A 15503-nucleotide genomic window follows, 5' to 3' on the forward strand; every position below is an offset into this window, starting at 1 on the left:
TGTCTTTGTTCGTAAACATATATTTACGCTGCTTGATCGCTCGCTAGGGAACCATACTCTACGTAGTTTCGGATGTTTGGCAACTTGTTATCAATGCCGGGGTTGCTTACAGAATAGGAAAGGGATAAACACTGCACGATTGACACGCAGACATCTTACGGATAATTTCTATATAAATTACATAAAAAATACAGGTAAACACTCTGTGCCATCACAACCGCCCTACCCGCTGCTATCCGTTAATTCGTTAGATATCGCCTTCGGCTCAAACCGAGTCGTCAAGAACCTATCTTTCGATCTCTACCCCGGTCAAACGCTTGCGATCGTAGGAGAGTCCGGGTCAGGTAAATCCATGACCTCACTGGCTATCATGGGTCTGGTTCACTATCTCAATGCCACCATTGCCAACGGCAGTATTCTTTTTCAAAAAAACGTCGATAGCACACCTGTCGACCTGACCCAGTTATCTGATCGCCAGATGCGCAAGATCCGTGGGAAGGATATTTCCATGATCTTTCAAGAGCCGATGACATCGCTTAATCCGGTTTACACGATTGGTGATCAAATCACCGAAGTTTTGCTACTTCACGGTGATTACACGCGAGCATCAGCACAAGAAGAAGCACTGCGACTATTACGCTTAGTGCGATTGGCCGATGCCGAGTCCTTGCTAAAGCGCTACCCCCACCAACTATCTGGCGGCATGCGGCAACGCGTTATGATTGCAATGGCACTCGCTTGTAAGCCCAAGGTACTGGTCGCCGATGAACCGACGACAGCACTGGATGTCACGATCCAAGCACAAATTCTAACGATTATTCGCGACCTGCAAAAAGAACTGGGCATGGCAGTGATTTTCATCACCCATGACATGGGCGTGGTCGCTGAAATTGCCGATCATGTAGTTGTCATGCGTGATGGAGAAAAGGTTGAAGAAGCGGATGTTGAACCTCTTTTTAAGCATCCTCAAGAAGCCTACACCCGCGCCCTTCTAGCGGCTGTGCCTACGCTGGGCAGCATGAAAGGACAAGCGCTCCCGTGCGCTGACCCACTCGTTATCTTTGACGGCACAGAGATCGTTACCCACGGTGAACCTACCGTTCAGGATACGGTTCGTGTTCAGGAGGAACCGATAGTACGCGTCGAAAATCTGGTAACGCGCTTCGATATCAATAAGGGCTTTTTTGGAGGCGTTAGCCATCGCGTCCATGCCGTAGAGAACGTTAGCTTCGCTATCTCTCCAGGCGAAACACTGGCGCTGGTAGGTGAGTCTGGCTCAGGAAAGTCGACCATTGGCCGCACTATCCAGCAGTTACAAAAGAGCAACAGTGGTGACATTATTTTCTCTGGGAAGCCTGTCTCACAGATGTCCCGCAGCGAGAAAATGACGCTTCGTCAGCAAGTGCAGTATATTTTCCAAGACCCCTTTGCATCGCTAGATCCGCGCAAAACGGTAGGCTTCTCCATTGCTGAACCCATCCACACCCACTATTTAATAAGTGATAGCAAACGTATTAAGCAACGGGTGAGTGAGCTTCTCGAACGGGTTGGCCTTAAGCCAGAGCATGCCAAGCGCTATCCGCATGAGTTTTCCGGCGGCCAGCGCCAGCGCATCTGTATCGCTAGGGCGCTAGCGTCTAAACCCAAGCTTATTATTGCCGATGAAGCGCTCTCAGCACTGGACGTCTCTATCCAGGCACAAATTATTCATCTCATGATGCAACTACAGCGTGAAGAGGGGTTGGCATATCTCTTTATCAGCCATGATATGGCCGTAGTAGAAAAGATGAGTCATCGCGTTGCCGTACTACACCTGGGCCAAATTGTTGAAATGGGGTCACGCCAACAGGTGTTTGACTCCCCCAAGCATACTTATACCCAAAAATTACTTTCTGCCGTCCCGGTAGCGGATCCACTTCACCACCGTAAGCATCTGTTATTGGAGGGTGATATCCCAAGTCCCATCCGTAAAGTAGGCGACGAGCCCGCCATTTACCCGTTGGATGAAGTAGCGGCAGGACATTTTGTGTCGCGTAGCGGCACGTCGTCCCGCCTGTAATTGCTCGTTTTGTTAACACAAATAACAAGCCCTTGGAGAATGATACTAATGAAAAAGACAAAACTGTTCCAAGCATGCACCCTGGCTGCTGCCATGGCTGCTGCAAGCACCAGCTACGCGGGCTCAATCACTATAGCCTCACCGCAGGATCCGGGCAGTTGGGATCCGATTGACACCTTTTTGGTGAACTGGGCCTCAGTGGCCACTAACATCTTCGATGGTCTGACCTACCGAGGCCCCGACCTTGAGTTAGTACCAGGCTTGGCCACCAGTTGGGAAGAGCTGGATGATGGTAAGCGCATCCGCTTTACGCTGCGTGAAGGCGTGGTCTTCCATAATGATGAACCGTTCAATGCTGAATCGGTTAAGTTCACCTTCGACCGTCTGCTCGGAGAAGAGGGCTCACGCGGGCCACAACGCTCTAACTACACGGCTATTTCTCATGTAGAGATCATTGACGACTATACCGTTGATTTCTTCTTATATAATGCGGATCCCGTGCTGCTCACCAAGTTGGCCGGGTATGGCGCGATGATCGTACCGCCTGGCTATATTGAAGAGCATGGTGACGACCACTTTAATACTCATCCTGTCGGTACCGGTCCTTTTAAATTAGTCGACTACACACCACGCTCTGATGTGAAGCTGGAAGCGTTTGCGGATCACTGGGGTGGCGCACCCAAGCTCGACAGTGTGACTTACCGTTTTATCTCTGAGCCTTCCACTGCCGTTGCCGAGCTACAGTCCGGCCGAGTCGACTTGGTACTACCGCCCACTATTCCGATCGGCATGATCGAATCCATCAATAATCATCCTAATGCGGAGATTGTCAGCGTCGCTTCTCCTACGGTAGAAGCTCTGCGTTTTAATACCCAGTCAGGCATTACCGCCGATGAGCGAGTACGTCAGGCGATTATCATGGCGGTTGACCGTCAGGCGATCGTCGACGCCGTACTCGCAGGTGAAGGCAATGTTATCGCCAGCTTCCAAGGCAGCCAGTCGTTTGGCTTTGATCCCTCGCTTGACCCCTACCCCTTCGATCCGCAGCGCGCCCAGCAACTGCTCGCCGAAGCGGGTGTTGAACCTGGCACCTCACTGCAGATTGATGTACGCGGAAACGACTCTACCTTTTCCGAAGTCGCTCAAGTAGTAGCTTCCTACCTGCAAGGCGTTGGGCTTAATGTCTCTATCCAACCTTACGAAACCAACGTATTGCTTAATGACATTATTCCAGCGGGACGTACCGGCGCAATGTTCCAGCAAAAGTGGGGAGGCTGGACGTTTGACTTCGATAACACTGCGTATTTGATGTACCACACTGGCGAACGTTGGAACCCCTACGACAGCGATGCCCAGTTGGATGAGATGCTGAACACTCAACGCGGCATTACTAACCGCGAAGAGCGCGAAACCCTGCTTCAGTTCATCGCACGTTATACCAAAGAGCGTGCCTTGGAGATGCCTCTGTATAGCCAAAATGCGCTGTACGGCGTGGGTAGCCGTGTGACGAACTTTGAGCCAGCCCCTGACAACCGGATACGTCTCACTAACGTCGACGTCAGCGAGTAAGCCTAATTCGCCGTCGTCCTTGTGGGCGGCGGTGCCTATTTTGAGTGGGGAGGCCACGTGGCCAAGTTTCTTTTCTACCGACTGCTACAGGCGCTGTTTGTGCTTGTAGCCGTCACGTTGATCGTGTCGTTTGCGATTCGCCTCACCGGCGACCCGGCCGTTATGCTCGCCCAAGGTGCAGGCAGCATTACCGAAGCAGACCTGGAGCGTATTCGCGAGGCTCTTGGACTCAACCAACCGTTTTTAGTGCAGTACCTGGAATTTTTAAAAGGTTTGTTTACAGGTGACATGGGACGCAGCTTTATGGGCGGCACATCCGTAAGCGAGCTGATTAGCCGCGCCCTACCAGCCACCCTGGCGCTGGCCTTTGCATCCCTTTTCATCTCAATTGCGCTGTCGATTCCTTTAGGAGTAAAGGCCGCTGTTTCACGCGGTAAATGGCCCGATCAGGTCATTCGGATTGTTTCGCTGGTGGGGCTCTCCTTCCCCAACTTTTGGCTAGCTATCATGCTGGTATTAGTGTTCTCCATTACCTTTAATCTGCTGCCCCCCAGCGGTATGGAGGGCTGGCAGAGTTTCATTATGCCGGCGGCGACCATGGGCATTATTCTTACCGCAACCAACGTGCGTCTGGTCAGAACAACCATGCTGGAAACCCTACGCTCTCAGTACATCATGGTGGCGCGTGCTAAAGGCCTATCCAATTCTGTAGTGCTCTATAAGCACGCACTGCGCAACTGCTCTATTCCATTGATTACCTACTTCGGCCTGCAATTCGGCGGCCTACTGGGCGGTATTGTTGTGGTTGAGCGTGTTTTCAACTGGCCTGGGCTGGGTACGCTGGCCTTTGATGCTGTTGCTGCCCGCGACTACCCCGTACTGCAGGGCGTTATCACCGTCCTCTCGCTGATGATTATCTCAATCAACCTGCTGGTCGATATCGCCTATGGCTTTGTTGATCCCCGCGTGCGCAAGAGCTAGGTATCATTATGTCGGCAAACTCTCTGGATCTAAGACATTTTAAAAGTATTGAATTTATCATGGGCGCCCTGTTGGTGGGCGGCATCACCTTGGCCGTTCTGCTATCAGGCTGGCTATTTCCAGACGGCGGCAGCGGTATCAATCTCGCCATGCGCCTCACGCCTCCCTTGGTCGACGGTAGCTTTCCGTTAGGTACTGACCCACTGGGACGCGATGTATTAGCACGCGTGGTCATCGGTGGTGAAATATCGCTTAAGGTCGGCTTTTACTCCGCGTTAGGTGCTGTAGTGCTGGGTATTATTATGGGGCTTTTATCGGGCTATTATGGCGGCATTGTCGATATGCTCGTGATGCGCTTTGCCGATGTGCAGCTTGCGCTGCCCTTTATTCTGCTCGCCATTACGTTCATCGCCGTCATCGGTGGTGGGCTGACCAACATGATCATTCTGCTCATCATCTCACAGTGGGTGCAGTACGCTCGTTTGGTACGCGGCTCGGTGCTATCACTTAAAGATCGCGAATTTATTCTCTCGGCACAGGCCATTGGTGTGCGTGACTGGCGAATTCTCTTTCAGCACTTGCTGCCGAACTTGCTTGGCCCGGTTGTTGTACTGATGACACTTAACGTCGCCAACAACATTCTTCTGGAGAGCAGCCTAACCTTCCTGGGCTTGGGAGTTGACCCCGTTATTCCTAGCTGGGGTGGCATGCTGGCAGAGGGCCGTACTTATCTGCAAACCGCGTGGTGGGTCAGCGTATTTCCTGGTGTGGCGATTTTGCTCACCGTGCTGGGTCTCAATCTATTGGGAGACTGGCTACGCGATACCCTTGATCCTACTGGGCGGACATCACGATGATCACATTACTGGAGACTTCGTTTGAGCGCAGCGTAGATGCCATCGTTTCACAATACCAGACAGTGCTGTCGTCTGGCGATACGCTTAACGCTTGGGTATTTGATGACCTCGCCGCACGTCAGCAGGCTGAGCAAACACTTGCACAACATGGCATTAAGGCGCACTTCTACAGCGCCTATAAGCCCTTGGTGCACTATGTTATTGAGGTACTGCCCGAGCGGTCGCTACGGGCTATTCATATCCGCTACCCAGCACCTTTGGAAACGCCCCAGCGTTTTTTGTTGGAAGCCTACCCGCTGGCAGGACTGCTTGATGCCAACGTAGCACTCAGCTGGGAACCCGTAGCATGTGACACGCAAACCCGACGTTACCACTACGAACTGACACTTACCGATAGCGATGGCGCACAAGAGCAGGTCCGTGTCGCGGCCCCTAACCGCCACCATCTGGACCACATCAATACCTGGCAACTCTCTCCTTGCGGCTGGGTCGAGTGGAGCACTGGCGATGGCAACACCGAAAGCGCTTTTTACGCCTGTGATTACGCCAAGCTGTTTGAGGCGGCGATAGAAGCTGTCACCCGAACTGATTGGCCCACCGAGCAGCCGTACTTTGAAGAGCTAAATATCAGCGTTACGCTGCCAAGCCAGGATACATGCTTACCCTTTGGGCTAGAGCACATCAGCTTGGCCGAGGCCCTGCATGAAGAATTATACTTTTCGCTTTTGGAGTATTATCAGCACCTTGCAGGCTTACCGCTCGGCGATCGTTCGATTCAGCCGGGCCAAATTGTGCCTGAAATCAAGACTCGCCCGGACGCATCTCCTTCCCTGAACATTACCCTGCGTCCGCTGAATACCACAGAGGCACCCGCCAAGGCAGAGGTTGAGCTCGATACGGCCTCCCACCCGCTGAGCGTTGGCCAAATCAGCACGCAGTTGGAGGCATTAGGCGGCGAAGCAATCCACACTAAAAGCCGCAGCGGACGACAACTCTCCGCACGCTACCGTCCAGGCAGCGATCGTGCCGTGATGATTAGCGCAGCGCAGCACGCCAATGAGCCGTCTGGTATCGTTGGCGCACTTCGGGCCGGGCGCGACTTGGCGCAGCAGGCTGAGGCACACTTTGTACTTTCACCCCTTGAGAATCCTGATGGCTATCGCCTGCAACAGCGCTTGGTCGCCGAGCAGCCGACCCATATGCATCACGCTGCACGCTATACCGCATTTGGCAACGACCTCCAGGCACAGCCCGCCAACGGCGAGTTTGAGCTAGCTATCCGCGAGCGTGCCAAAGCATTAAGTGATGCTTACCTACACATTAACCTGCACGGCTATCCCGCCCACGAGTGGACTCGTCCATTGACCGGCTACGTGCCGCGTAACTTTGAGCTATGGTCCATTCCGAAGGGGTTCTTCCTGGTCATTCGCTATCATCAAGAGTGGGAAACTCAAGCCAACGCATTGCTTGAGAGCGTAACCGCTCACTTGGCAAACGTGCCGGGTCTTGTCGCCTATAACCAGCGACAGATTAAAGCGTTTGAAGCCCATGCTGGCCGTCTGGAGTTTTCCTCGCGTCACCACATTCCTTATTTACTGACACGTGATGATCAGCAGTTAACCCCTTTGCAACTGATTACCGAGTATCCGGACGAAACGATTTATGGCGACGACTTCGTAATGGCACATCAAGTGCAATACGAAACTATTTTAAGCGCTTATCAGTGCTACCAAACGATGGCCCTGCCCAACACGCCATGCTGATCGACCGCTCACCAGGAGAGTCAATAATGACCGATAAAAAGCTCCCCGCGCTCAACTGCGACATGGGTGAAAGCTTCGGTAACTGGACGCTTGGGCTGGACGCTGAGGTCATGCCTTTTGTTGACTGCGCCAATATCGCCTGTGGCTACCACGCCTCCGATCCTCACGTCATGCGTCGTACCGTGGCACTGGCTGTTCAGCATGGGGTACAGATCGGCGCTCACCCAGGCTATCCGGATTTAATCGGCTTTGGGCGGCGCTCCCTGGCCTGCTCGGCGGCTGAAGTCGAAGATATGATTCTTTATCAGGCGGGCGCGCTTGCCGGTATTTGCCGCGCGGAAGGTGCCGAACTTAGCTATATCAAGCCGCACGGCGCCATGTATAACGATATGGCTGCCAACCTTGAGCTGCTGGAAGGCGCGATGCGTGCCGTGCGAGCATTCGATGCAAGCCTTCCGCTGATGGTAATGGCCACCGCCAATACCGAGCCGCATCGCGAACTGGCTGCTAAAATGGGCATCACGCTCTGGTTTGAGGCCTTTGCCGACCGCGCTTATGAGCCCAACGGCCACCTGGCATCGCGTCGCTTGGCGGGTGCCGTTCACCACGACCAATCGACCATCGTGGCCCAGGCCATAGCGCTTGCTAAGGGCGACGCCCTGACCGCCCGCGACGGCTCATCGCTGCGACTTCCCTGCGACACGCTCTGTGTTCATGGTGATAACGCCGAGTCGATTGCTGCCGTGCGTGCAATCCGTGAAGCTTTCAAGGTGTTGGAGATCGCGTGAAACTGCGTCTTGAAACCGCTGCCATGGACGCCCTCACGGTGCGTCTTTTTGATGAGATTGATGAGCGCAATATGGGCTGGATCATGGCCGCGGACACTGCCCTGCGCCACGCCTTTAACGATGCGCTGATCGATCTTATTCCTTCTTATACGACCCTGCTCATTCACTACGACTGCCAACGCATGACCTTCGTTGAAGCAACGTCGCGAATCCGTGAAGCCCTAAAGGGCCTTCAGCCTGCCGATACACAGCAGGGCCAGCTGCATGAGATCCCGGTGTGGTACGACGCAAGCGTGGGGCCTGAACTACCGGCAGTGGCCCAAGGCGCCGGGGTAAGTATTGAGCAGTTGATTGCGCGCCACTGCGGTCACGACTACTGCGTTTTTGCGCTTGGTTTTGCGCCGGGTTACGGCTTTATGGGGCTGGTGGATGAAGACCTGGCCACTCCTCGCCTGAAAACCCCGCGACGCCGGGTGGCGGCCGGAAGCGTAGGCATCGCCGAGCGCCAAACGGCTATTTACCCTCTGCTTTCGCCTGGTGGTTGGAATATTCTTGGCCGCACGGCGATGCCGCTTTTTGAGTACGCAAAACGCGGCGAACCGCTGTTGCTACCCGGCGATAAGGTACGCTTCAAGGCCATCTCTCAAGCCGAATTTGAAGCTGCCGGTGGTGATACAACCCCGCTGGAGGAGCGCGTATGAGCCAAGCTAGCATCACCGTAAAGCAGGCAGGCCCCCTTGCGCTTATTCAGGATAACGGGCGCTTCGGCGTCGGCCACCTGGGCGTTACCCAAAGCGGCGCCGCCGACTGGATCTCCTTTCGCTGGGCCAACTGGCTGCTGGGCAATCCGCTTGAGAGCGCCGCGCTAGAGATTGTGATGGGCGGCAACCTGACATTGGAAACCGACGCAAGCGTGTGCCTGGCGTTGGCCGGTGCCGACCTTGACGCGCGTATTGATGATAAGCCGCTGGCAGTTAACGCGCCCTTCACTCTACGCCCTGGGCAAGCACTCACGTTTCGCCAGCCACGTGCCGGGCTGCGTGCCTACCTCGCCTTCCCCGGTGGGCTTGAGGCGCCAGTCGTATTGGGTAGCCGCGCCTGCACGGCCCGAGAGCAGCTGGGCGGGCTTTATGAGGATGGCAGACCCTTACAGCTCAATGACCGCTTGTATTGGCAGGGCGCGTCCGTGACGCCACGCCGACTTCCAGCAAGCGCTCAGTTGCCGATTCCCAACGGTCGCTGTTGGCTGCCAATGGTACTAGGTGCCCAGGCGGCCCTCTTTGCGGGCCGCAGCCTCTATCAATTATTTAATCAACCATGGCACGTTGATCAGCGCGCTGACCGGATGGGCATTCGACTTACTGGGCAAGCGCTTGAAAGTAAAGTAAGCGGCGTGATCTCAGAAGGCATCCCACTGGGAGCTGTACAGGTACCGCCCGATGGCCAGCCGATCATTTTGATGAATGATCGCCAGACCATTGGTGGCTACCCACGCATGGGCGCGATTACCCCCAGCGCCTGTGCCCTGCTCTCCCAGTGCCTGCCCGGCACCGAGGTGTGGCTACAGCCGGTTAGCGCTACCCAGGCTCAGGTGAGCCATCGCCAGCAGTTGGCAGAATGGCGTTAATCACCGGGCTTATACCTGGGCAGATACTTTTACGCCGAGGATGCGTCAACCTTCACACGCTTATTGCGCTCCAGCACTTCTGTGATTGCCGCCAAAAAAGCATCCCTTGAGGCGGCATGAGGGGTGGTGATGAAGCTTACGCCCACAAAAAGCGCTGCCGCGACCACGATGCCCCAAATACCGGCCGGCAACCCCAGCAGCGAATTACCCGTGGCGTACATTAACAGCACAAAAACGCTGGTCCCCACGATACTTGCCAACGCCCCCGCCGCGGTGCCTCGCTTCCAGTAAAAAGCGCCGATAATCGCGGGCACCATAGCGACCAACCCTGACGAAGCTGCCACGGAGAGTACCGCAATTAAATCCAGCTGCAGCTCAGCAAACCCAAGCGCCAGCAGGGCAATAACCGGCACAACGATCTTACCCACCAGCAGTTGGCGCTTTTCATTTACGCCGGGTTTGGCGTTGGCGTAAACATCCCGAGAAAACATGGCGGCCAGGGTTAACATGATGGAATCAATCGTTGAGACCGCTGCCGCCATAATGCCCACCATCACGATCACTCCCAACACGGGGGGGACAAAGTCAGAAGCCAGCAGTGTGGGTGTAGCGAGATCAGCCCGCGCAAGATCGGGAAACGCTGCCAGTGCCGAGAATCCCCACAGCACGGACACCAGCGTATAGATAAAGCCAAACACCAAAAAGCCAATCAGCATTTGGCGCATGGCGCGCAACGACGCAGGCATAAACAGGCGCTGGCTGACCTGCGGGTTGGAAAGGCTAAAAAAGAACCAGGGAATACTCAGCCCCAAAAAGGTCACCAGGCCAAAAAGCCCCGTGCCAGGAACGGTGAGGGCCGCAGGATGCTCCGCCTCAAGCGTGCCAAACAGGCCGCTGAAACCGCCCAGCCCCTGGATCACCAGCAATGCGACCAGCGTTGAGGCAACAATCATCATCAGCGCCTGTAACGAGTCGGTCCACATCACCGAACGAATACCGGCAATATAGGAAAAGAAAACGGCGATTAACGTCGCCATGACCACCCCGGTGGTAAACGTGATGGCGCCATCCGTCATACCTTCCAGCAGATAGCCCACGCCGGCCAGTTGCACAGCAGAGTAAGGGATCAGAAAGATACAGCTGGTGATAGCAACGGCCATGGCGACCGGCTTACTGTGATAACGATACCCCAGCATTTCGCTGGGAGTAACAAAGCCAAATTTTTTGCCGACAGCCCAGAAACGCGGACCGAAAACAGCCACCAGAGAAACACCCGCAAAATAGATAATTTCAAAGCCCAGTGCACCGACGCCACCGGCGTAGGTTAGCCCCGCCAGCCCCACCATCATAAAGGCGCTATAAGTGGTTGCGCTGTAGCTTAGCGCCGAGACAAACCCATTCATCTGCCGGTTACCCAGAAAATAGCCCGACATACTGTTCGCAGCCCCCTGCCGCGAGAGAACCGCAATCCCGACCGCTACCAGTAGATAAAGGGCAATGGCCCCCCAGATCATCGCCTCAGTCACGATCGTGTTCCTTAAAATCCTGGGTAATAAAGATGTTGAGGGCAATCACCACGAGCCCAGCACACGCCCAGAAAAGAAAGCTGCCATACCAGGCCGCGGTATTTGTCAGAAGGGTGTAGGGCACTACGCAGCTGAGCAGTACCACTAGCCAAACGGCCACTATCCACTTGCCTCGTTTCACGGTTCACCTTGGGTTGTCAGAGCTGGGAGAAGGCGTATGCAGCGCCACTATGGTTTATAAACCACACCAACGTACTGCCCGGGTCTGTCAGAGTAGCGATTTGCCTGCATCTTGTGTACGTCTCCTGAAGACTAATTGCATAACTCATGCTTTCTCAGGCAATAAAAAAAGCCCGCATCTTTCGATGCGGGCAAGAGGGGGTACACCAATAACAATGACTGCTCACGCGTCCCTTATGGGGCGCGTGGCGTTACGCTAAATCAAACCGATCAGCGTTCATTACTTTTGTCCAGGCGGCAATAAAGTCGCTGGCAAACTTCTCGACGTGGTCATCCTGGGCGTAGATTTCGGCATAGGCACGCAGAATCGAGTTGGAGCCGAACACCAGATCAACACGGCTGGCTGTCCACTTCACCTGACCCGTTTGACGATCACGAATCTCATAATGGTCGCCCGCCGGATGCCAGGTATTAGCCATATCCACCAGGTTCACGAAGAAGTCGTTGGTCAATGCGCCTTCGCGCTCGGTGAACACGCCATGCTGGGTGCCTGCGTGGTTGGTGCCTAATACGCGCATGCCGCCGATCAGTACGGTCATTTCAGCAGCCGTTAGGCCGAGCAACTGAGTGCGGTCCAACAGCATCTCTTCGGGGCTGACCACGTAGGCGTCTTTCTGCCAGTTGCGGAAGCCATCCGCCAAAGGCTCAAGCGCCTCAAACGACTCGGCATCGGTCATTTCATCCGTTGCATCACCACGGCCGGGGGCAAAGGGCACCGTGGCACGTAAGCCAGCGGCTTTTATTGCCTGTTCGATACCTACGTTACCCGCCAGCACGATGGTATCGGCAAGGCTTGCGCCGCTTTCCTGGGCGATAGGTTCAAGCACTGCCAGCACGCGGGCCAAGCGCTCGGGCTCATTACCTTCCCATTGATTCTGGGGCGCCAGGCGAATGCGTGCGCCGTTGGCGCCACCGCGCATGTCAGAGCCACGATAAGTGCGTGCGCTGTCCCAGGCGGTGTTAACCATGTCGCTGATACTCAAACCACTAGCGGCGATACGCGCTTTCAAGGCGTCAACGTCGTAATCGGCCGGCCCTGCGGGCACCGGGTCTTGCCAGATCAGGTCTTCTTGAGGCACATCTGGGCCTGCGTAGCGCACTTTCGGACCCATATCGCGGTGGGTCAGCTTGAACCAGGCGCGGGCGAAGACATCATCAAAGTACGCCGGGTCCGCCATGAAGCGCTGGCAGATCGCGTTGTAAATTGGGTCGACCTTCATGGCCATATCGGCATCGGTCATGATCGGCATGCAGCGGATGGAAGGATCTTCCACGTCTACCGGCATGTCCTCTTCCTTAATGTCGACAGGCTCCCACTGCCAAGCCCCGGCGGGGGATTTCTTCAACTCCCATTCGTGACCAAACAGCATCTCGAAGTAGCCCATGTCCCACTGCGTCGGGTTCTTGGTCCAGGCGCCCTCAATACCGCTTACCAGGGTGTCACGGCCAATCCCACGACCCTTGGTTTTCATCCAGCCAAGGCCCTGAAGCTCGGGGCCAGCCGCTTCGGGCTCCGGGCTTAGATCGCTGGGCGTGCCGTTACCATGGCACTTGCCGATAGTGTGGCCACCCGCCGTCAGGGCCACTGTCTCTTCATCATTCATCGCCATGCGTTTGAAGGTTTCACGCACCTGGGCGGCCGTCTTGAATGGGTCAGGCTGGCCGTTCACACCTTCCGGGTTCACGTAGATCAGGCCCATCTGCACGGCGGCCAGCGGGTTATGCATGGTGTCGGGCTTTGCCACGTCGCCATAGCGGCCGTCGGACGGTGCCAGCCACTCTTTTTCAGCGCCCCAGTAGGTGTCCTTTTCCGGATGCCAGATATCCTCACGACCAAACGCGAAGCCGAAGGTTTTCAAACCCGCGACTTCATAGGCCATGGTGCCGGAGAGAATCATCAAATCGGCCCAGGAAATCTTGTTGCCGTACTTCTTCTTGATCGGCCACAGCAGGCGGCGGCCTTTATCGGTATTGGCGTTATCCGGCCAGGAGTTCAGTGGTGCAAAACGCTGGTTGCCGGTACCGCCGCCGCCACGGCCATCCGCCAGGCGATAAGAACCTGCTGCATGCCAGGCCACCCGGGCAAACATGCCTACGTAGCTGCCCCAGTCCGCTGGCCACCACTCCTGGCTCTGGGTAATCAGTTCGCGAAGGTCCGCTTTCAGTGCCTCTACATCCAACGTTTCCAGCGCTTCGCGATAGTTAAAACCTTCACCCAGCGGGTTCGTTTTTGTATCGTGCTGGTGCAGGATGTCCAGGTTCAGGGCGTTAGGCCACCAGTCAGTGTTGGACTTGCTGGCGGCTGTGTTACCGCCGTGCATTACCGGGCATTTACCACTCATGCGTTCATCTCCCCTTATTGCTCTTACCCCCTGGCGTAACCAGAGGAACACCCAATGACGTCTCTCGGCATAACGCTTCCAAAACGCGCGAGCGGGTGACTCATTGACATGAGGCTGTTTTAAAGCACATTAGCTATAGCTACAACTTGCATTTAGCAAACAACGTGATAGTAATTTTTAATCCACAAGCAACAAGGCCCTTTCCCGGTAACCATGACAGTGAGCGAGACGTGCCGATTAAACGCGAACAGGGCGCCCTTGGGCGCCCTGTTCATTGGCTTACACTGCGTTGTGGAGCGTTAATCGACCAGCGGTAGCAATGCGGTCAGGCTATCGCGGGCATCGCCGTAGAACATCCGGCTGTTCTCCTTGAAGAACAACGGGTTTTCGATGCCCGAGTAGCCGGTGCCCTGGCCACGCTTGGAGATAAACACCTGCTTGGCCTCCCAGACCTTCAAGACCGGCATACCGGCAATGGGGCTGTTCGGATCTTCTTCAGCGGCCGGATTGACGATATCGTTGGAGCCAATCACGATCACCACATCGGTGCTGGCGAAATCGTCATTGATTTCATCCATCTCCAATACAATGTCGTAAGGCACCTTGGCCTCGGCCAGCAACACATTCATGTGCCCAGGCAAACGGCCCGCCACCGGGTGAATGCCAAAGCGTACGTTCTTACCTGCCGCGCGCAGCTTGCGCACCAGGTCGCTGACCGCACCTTGAGCTTGCGCGACAGCCATACCGTAACCCGGCACAATCACCACGCTATCGGCATCGTTAAGGGCACTGGCCACGCCGCCAGCATCAATCGCCACCTGTTCGCCTTCGATCTCTGCCGCTGGCCCAGTACTTCCGCCAAAGCCGCCTAGAATCACGTTAACGAAGTTGCGGTTCATCGCTTTACACATGATGTAAGAGAGAATCGCCCCGGAGGAGCCCACCAGCGCGCCGGTCACGATCAAAAGATCATTAGAGAGCGTGAAACCGATAGCCGCCGCCGCCCAGCCGGAATAGCTGTTGAGCATCGACACCACCACCGGCATGTCCGCACCGCCAATCCCCATGATCAGGTGATAGCCGATGAAGAAAGCCAGTGCGGCCAGCAAAATCAGCGTCCAGAAGCCTGCACCGTTGAGATAAAGCACCGCCAACAGCAGTGAAAGCACTGCCGCCCCAGCATTCAACAGATGCCCGCCAGGCAGTTGACGCGGTTTGCCATCCACCTTGCCCGCCAGCTTGCCAAAGGCGATCACGGAGCCTGTAAAGGTGATCGCACCGATAAAGATGCCCAGCACGACCTCAATCTGCAAAAACGTTAGCTCATCGGGGGCCTTGGTAGCCACCAGCGCGGCAAACGCCGAAAACTCTTGCATGACACCATCAGCCGCACGGGCAGCCAGCACTCGGCGGCGCTCCAGGTCCGCACTCCATGCCACAAACACGGCCGCCAAACCCACAAAGCTGTGCAGGGCGGCCACCAGCTGGGGCATTTCGGTCATTTCGACCTTACCCGCCATATAGGTACCGATGCCTGCGCCGATAATCATCATCGGGATCAACCACCAGTAGCCGCCAATGCCCGGCCCAAAGGCGGTGAAAAACACCGCAACGGCCATCCCTACAATGCCGTACCACACAGCGCGCTTGGCTTTTTCCTGATTACTAAGCCCACCCAGCGATAAAATAAACAGTACGCTTGCCGCAATCGCCGCGGCAGATACGAATCCTTGACCTAACATATCGTCTCT

12 protein-coding genes are annotated in these 15503 nt (G+C 55.6%); 8 read left to right on the forward strand and 4 right to left on the reverse strand.

The window, feature by feature from the left end; genetic code table 11:
* Positions 1-205 precede the first annotated feature (205 nt).
* From ACT3T7_RS06965 to ACT3T7_RS07000, 8 genes are read left to right on the forward strand one after another with little or no spacing between them, the layout of a single operon-like run.
* Positions 206-2059 (forward strand): ABC transporter ATP-binding protein, encoded by a 1854-nt coding sequence (locus ACT3T7_RS06965; RefSeq protein ID WP_192528279.1) that lies wholly within the window; start codon positions 206-208, stop codon positions 2057-2059.
* 48 nt (positions 2060-2107) lie between these two features.
* The gene (locus ACT3T7_RS06970) at positions 2108-3628 is read left to right on the forward strand and encodes an ABC transporter substrate-binding protein (RefSeq protein ID WP_172117828.1); all 1521 of its coding nucleotides are present in this window, start codon (positions 2108-2110) and stop codon (positions 3626-3628) included.
* Positions 3629-3685: 57 nt separating this feature from the next.
* Positions 3686-4609, forward strand: coding sequence for an ABC transporter permease (locus ACT3T7_RS06975; RefSeq protein ID WP_172117827.1), 924 nt, complete (start codon positions 3686-3688; stop codon positions 4607-4609).
* Positions 4610-4617: 8 nt separating this feature from the next.
* Positions 4618-5466 (forward strand): ABC transporter permease, encoded by an 849-nt coding sequence (locus ACT3T7_RS06980; RefSeq protein ID WP_172117826.1) that lies wholly within the window; start codon positions 4618-4620, stop codon positions 5464-5466.
* Entirely contained in the window at positions 5463-7229 is a 1767-nt protein-coding gene (locus tag ACT3T7_RS06985) for a peptidase M14 (protein ID WP_172117825.1), read from the forward strand. The genes ACT3T7_RS06980 and ACT3T7_RS06985 overlap by 4 nt, the downstream gene beginning before the upstream one ends.
* Before the next feature lie 26 nt (positions 7230-7255).
* Positions 7256-8017, forward strand: coding sequence for a 5-oxoprolinase subunit PxpA (locus tag ACT3T7_RS06990; protein WP_444630467.1), 762 nt, complete (start codon positions 7256-7258; stop codon positions 8015-8017).
* Positions 8014-8718 carry a 5-oxoprolinase subunit PxpB gene (gene pxpB / locus ACT3T7_RS06995; protein ID WP_444630468.1) on the forward strand — a complete coding sequence of 235 codons (705 nt, stop codon included), beginning with the start codon at positions 8014-8016 and terminating at the stop codon, positions 8716-8718. The genes ACT3T7_RS06990 and pxpB overlap by 4 nt, the downstream gene beginning before the upstream one ends.
* Positions 8715-9644, forward strand: a complete 930-nt coding sequence (locus ACT3T7_RS07000) for a biotin-dependent carboxyltransferase family protein (RefSeq protein WP_444630469.1) — start codon at positions 8715-8717, stop codon at positions 9642-9644. Before pxpB ends, ACT3T7_RS07000 begins: the two co-directional genes overlap by 4 nt.
* A 29-nt stretch (positions 9645-9673) precedes the next feature.
* Here ACT3T7_RS07000 and ACT3T7_RS07005 read toward each other — a convergent pair whose 3' ends face one another.
* From ACT3T7_RS07005 to ACT3T7_RS07020, 4 genes are all read right to left on the reverse strand, one after another.
* Positions 9674-11170 (reverse strand): sodium:solute symporter family protein, encoded by a 1497-nt coding sequence (locus ACT3T7_RS07005; RefSeq protein ID WP_444630470.1) that lies wholly within the window; start codon positions 11168-11170, stop codon positions 9674-9676.
* Entirely contained in the window at positions 11163-11351 is a 189-nt protein-coding gene (locus ACT3T7_RS07010; protein ID WP_192528407.1) for a hypothetical protein, read from the reverse strand. Before ACT3T7_RS07010 ends, ACT3T7_RS07005 begins: the two co-directional genes overlap by 8 nt.
* A gap of 250 nt (positions 11352-11601) precedes the next feature.
* The gene (gene katG, locus ACT3T7_RS07015) at positions 11602-13752 is read right to left on the reverse strand and encodes a catalase/peroxidase HPI (protein WP_444630471.1); all 2151 of its coding nucleotides are present in this window, start codon (positions 13750-13752) and stop codon (positions 11602-11604) included.
* A 299-nt stretch (positions 13753-14051) separates the two neighbouring features.
* Entirely contained in the window at positions 14052-15494 is a 1443-nt protein-coding gene (locus ACT3T7_RS07020; RefSeq protein WP_444630472.1) for an NAD(P)(+) transhydrogenase (Re/Si-specific) subunit beta, read from the reverse strand.
* Positions 15495-15503: the final 9 nt, after the last annotated feature.

The organism is Halomonas sp. 111 (assembly GCF_052379685.1).
Taxonomy (GTDB): Bacteria; Pseudomonadota; Gammaproteobacteria; order Pseudomonadales; family Halomonadaceae; genus Vreelandella; species Vreelandella citrativorans.

What these genes read in the sequence shown, in the direction of transcription:
- ACT3T7_RS06990 (WP_444630467.1), top strand. Translation starts at nt 7,256, where the DNA reads ATGACCGATAAAAAGCTCCCCGCGCTCAACTGCGACATGGGTGAAAGC.
- ACT3T7_RS06985 (WP_172117825.1), top strand. Translation starts at nt 5,463, where the DNA reads ATGATCACATTACTGGAGACTTCGTTTGAGCGCAGCGTAGATGCCATC.
- katG (WP_444630471.1), bottom strand. Translation starts at nt 13,752, where the DNA reads ATGAGTGGTAAATGCCCGGTAATGCACGGCGGTAACACAGCCGCCAGC.
- ACT3T7_RS07020 (WP_444630472.1), bottom strand. Translation starts at nt 15,494, where the DNA reads ATGTTAGGTCAAGGATTCGTATCTGCCGCGGCGATTGCGGCAAGCGTA.
- ACT3T7_RS06980 (WP_172117826.1), top strand. Translation starts at nt 4,618, where the DNA reads ATGTCGGCAAACTCTCTGGATCTAAGACATTTTAAAAGTATTGAATTT.
- ACT3T7_RS07000 (WP_444630469.1), top strand. Translation starts at nt 8,715, where the DNA reads ATGAGCCAAGCTAGCATCACCGTAAAGCAGGCAGGCCCCCTTGCGCTT.
- ACT3T7_RS06970 (WP_172117828.1), top strand. Translation starts at nt 2,108, where the DNA reads ATGAAAAAGACAAAACTGTTCCAAGCATGCACCCTGGCTGCTGCCATG.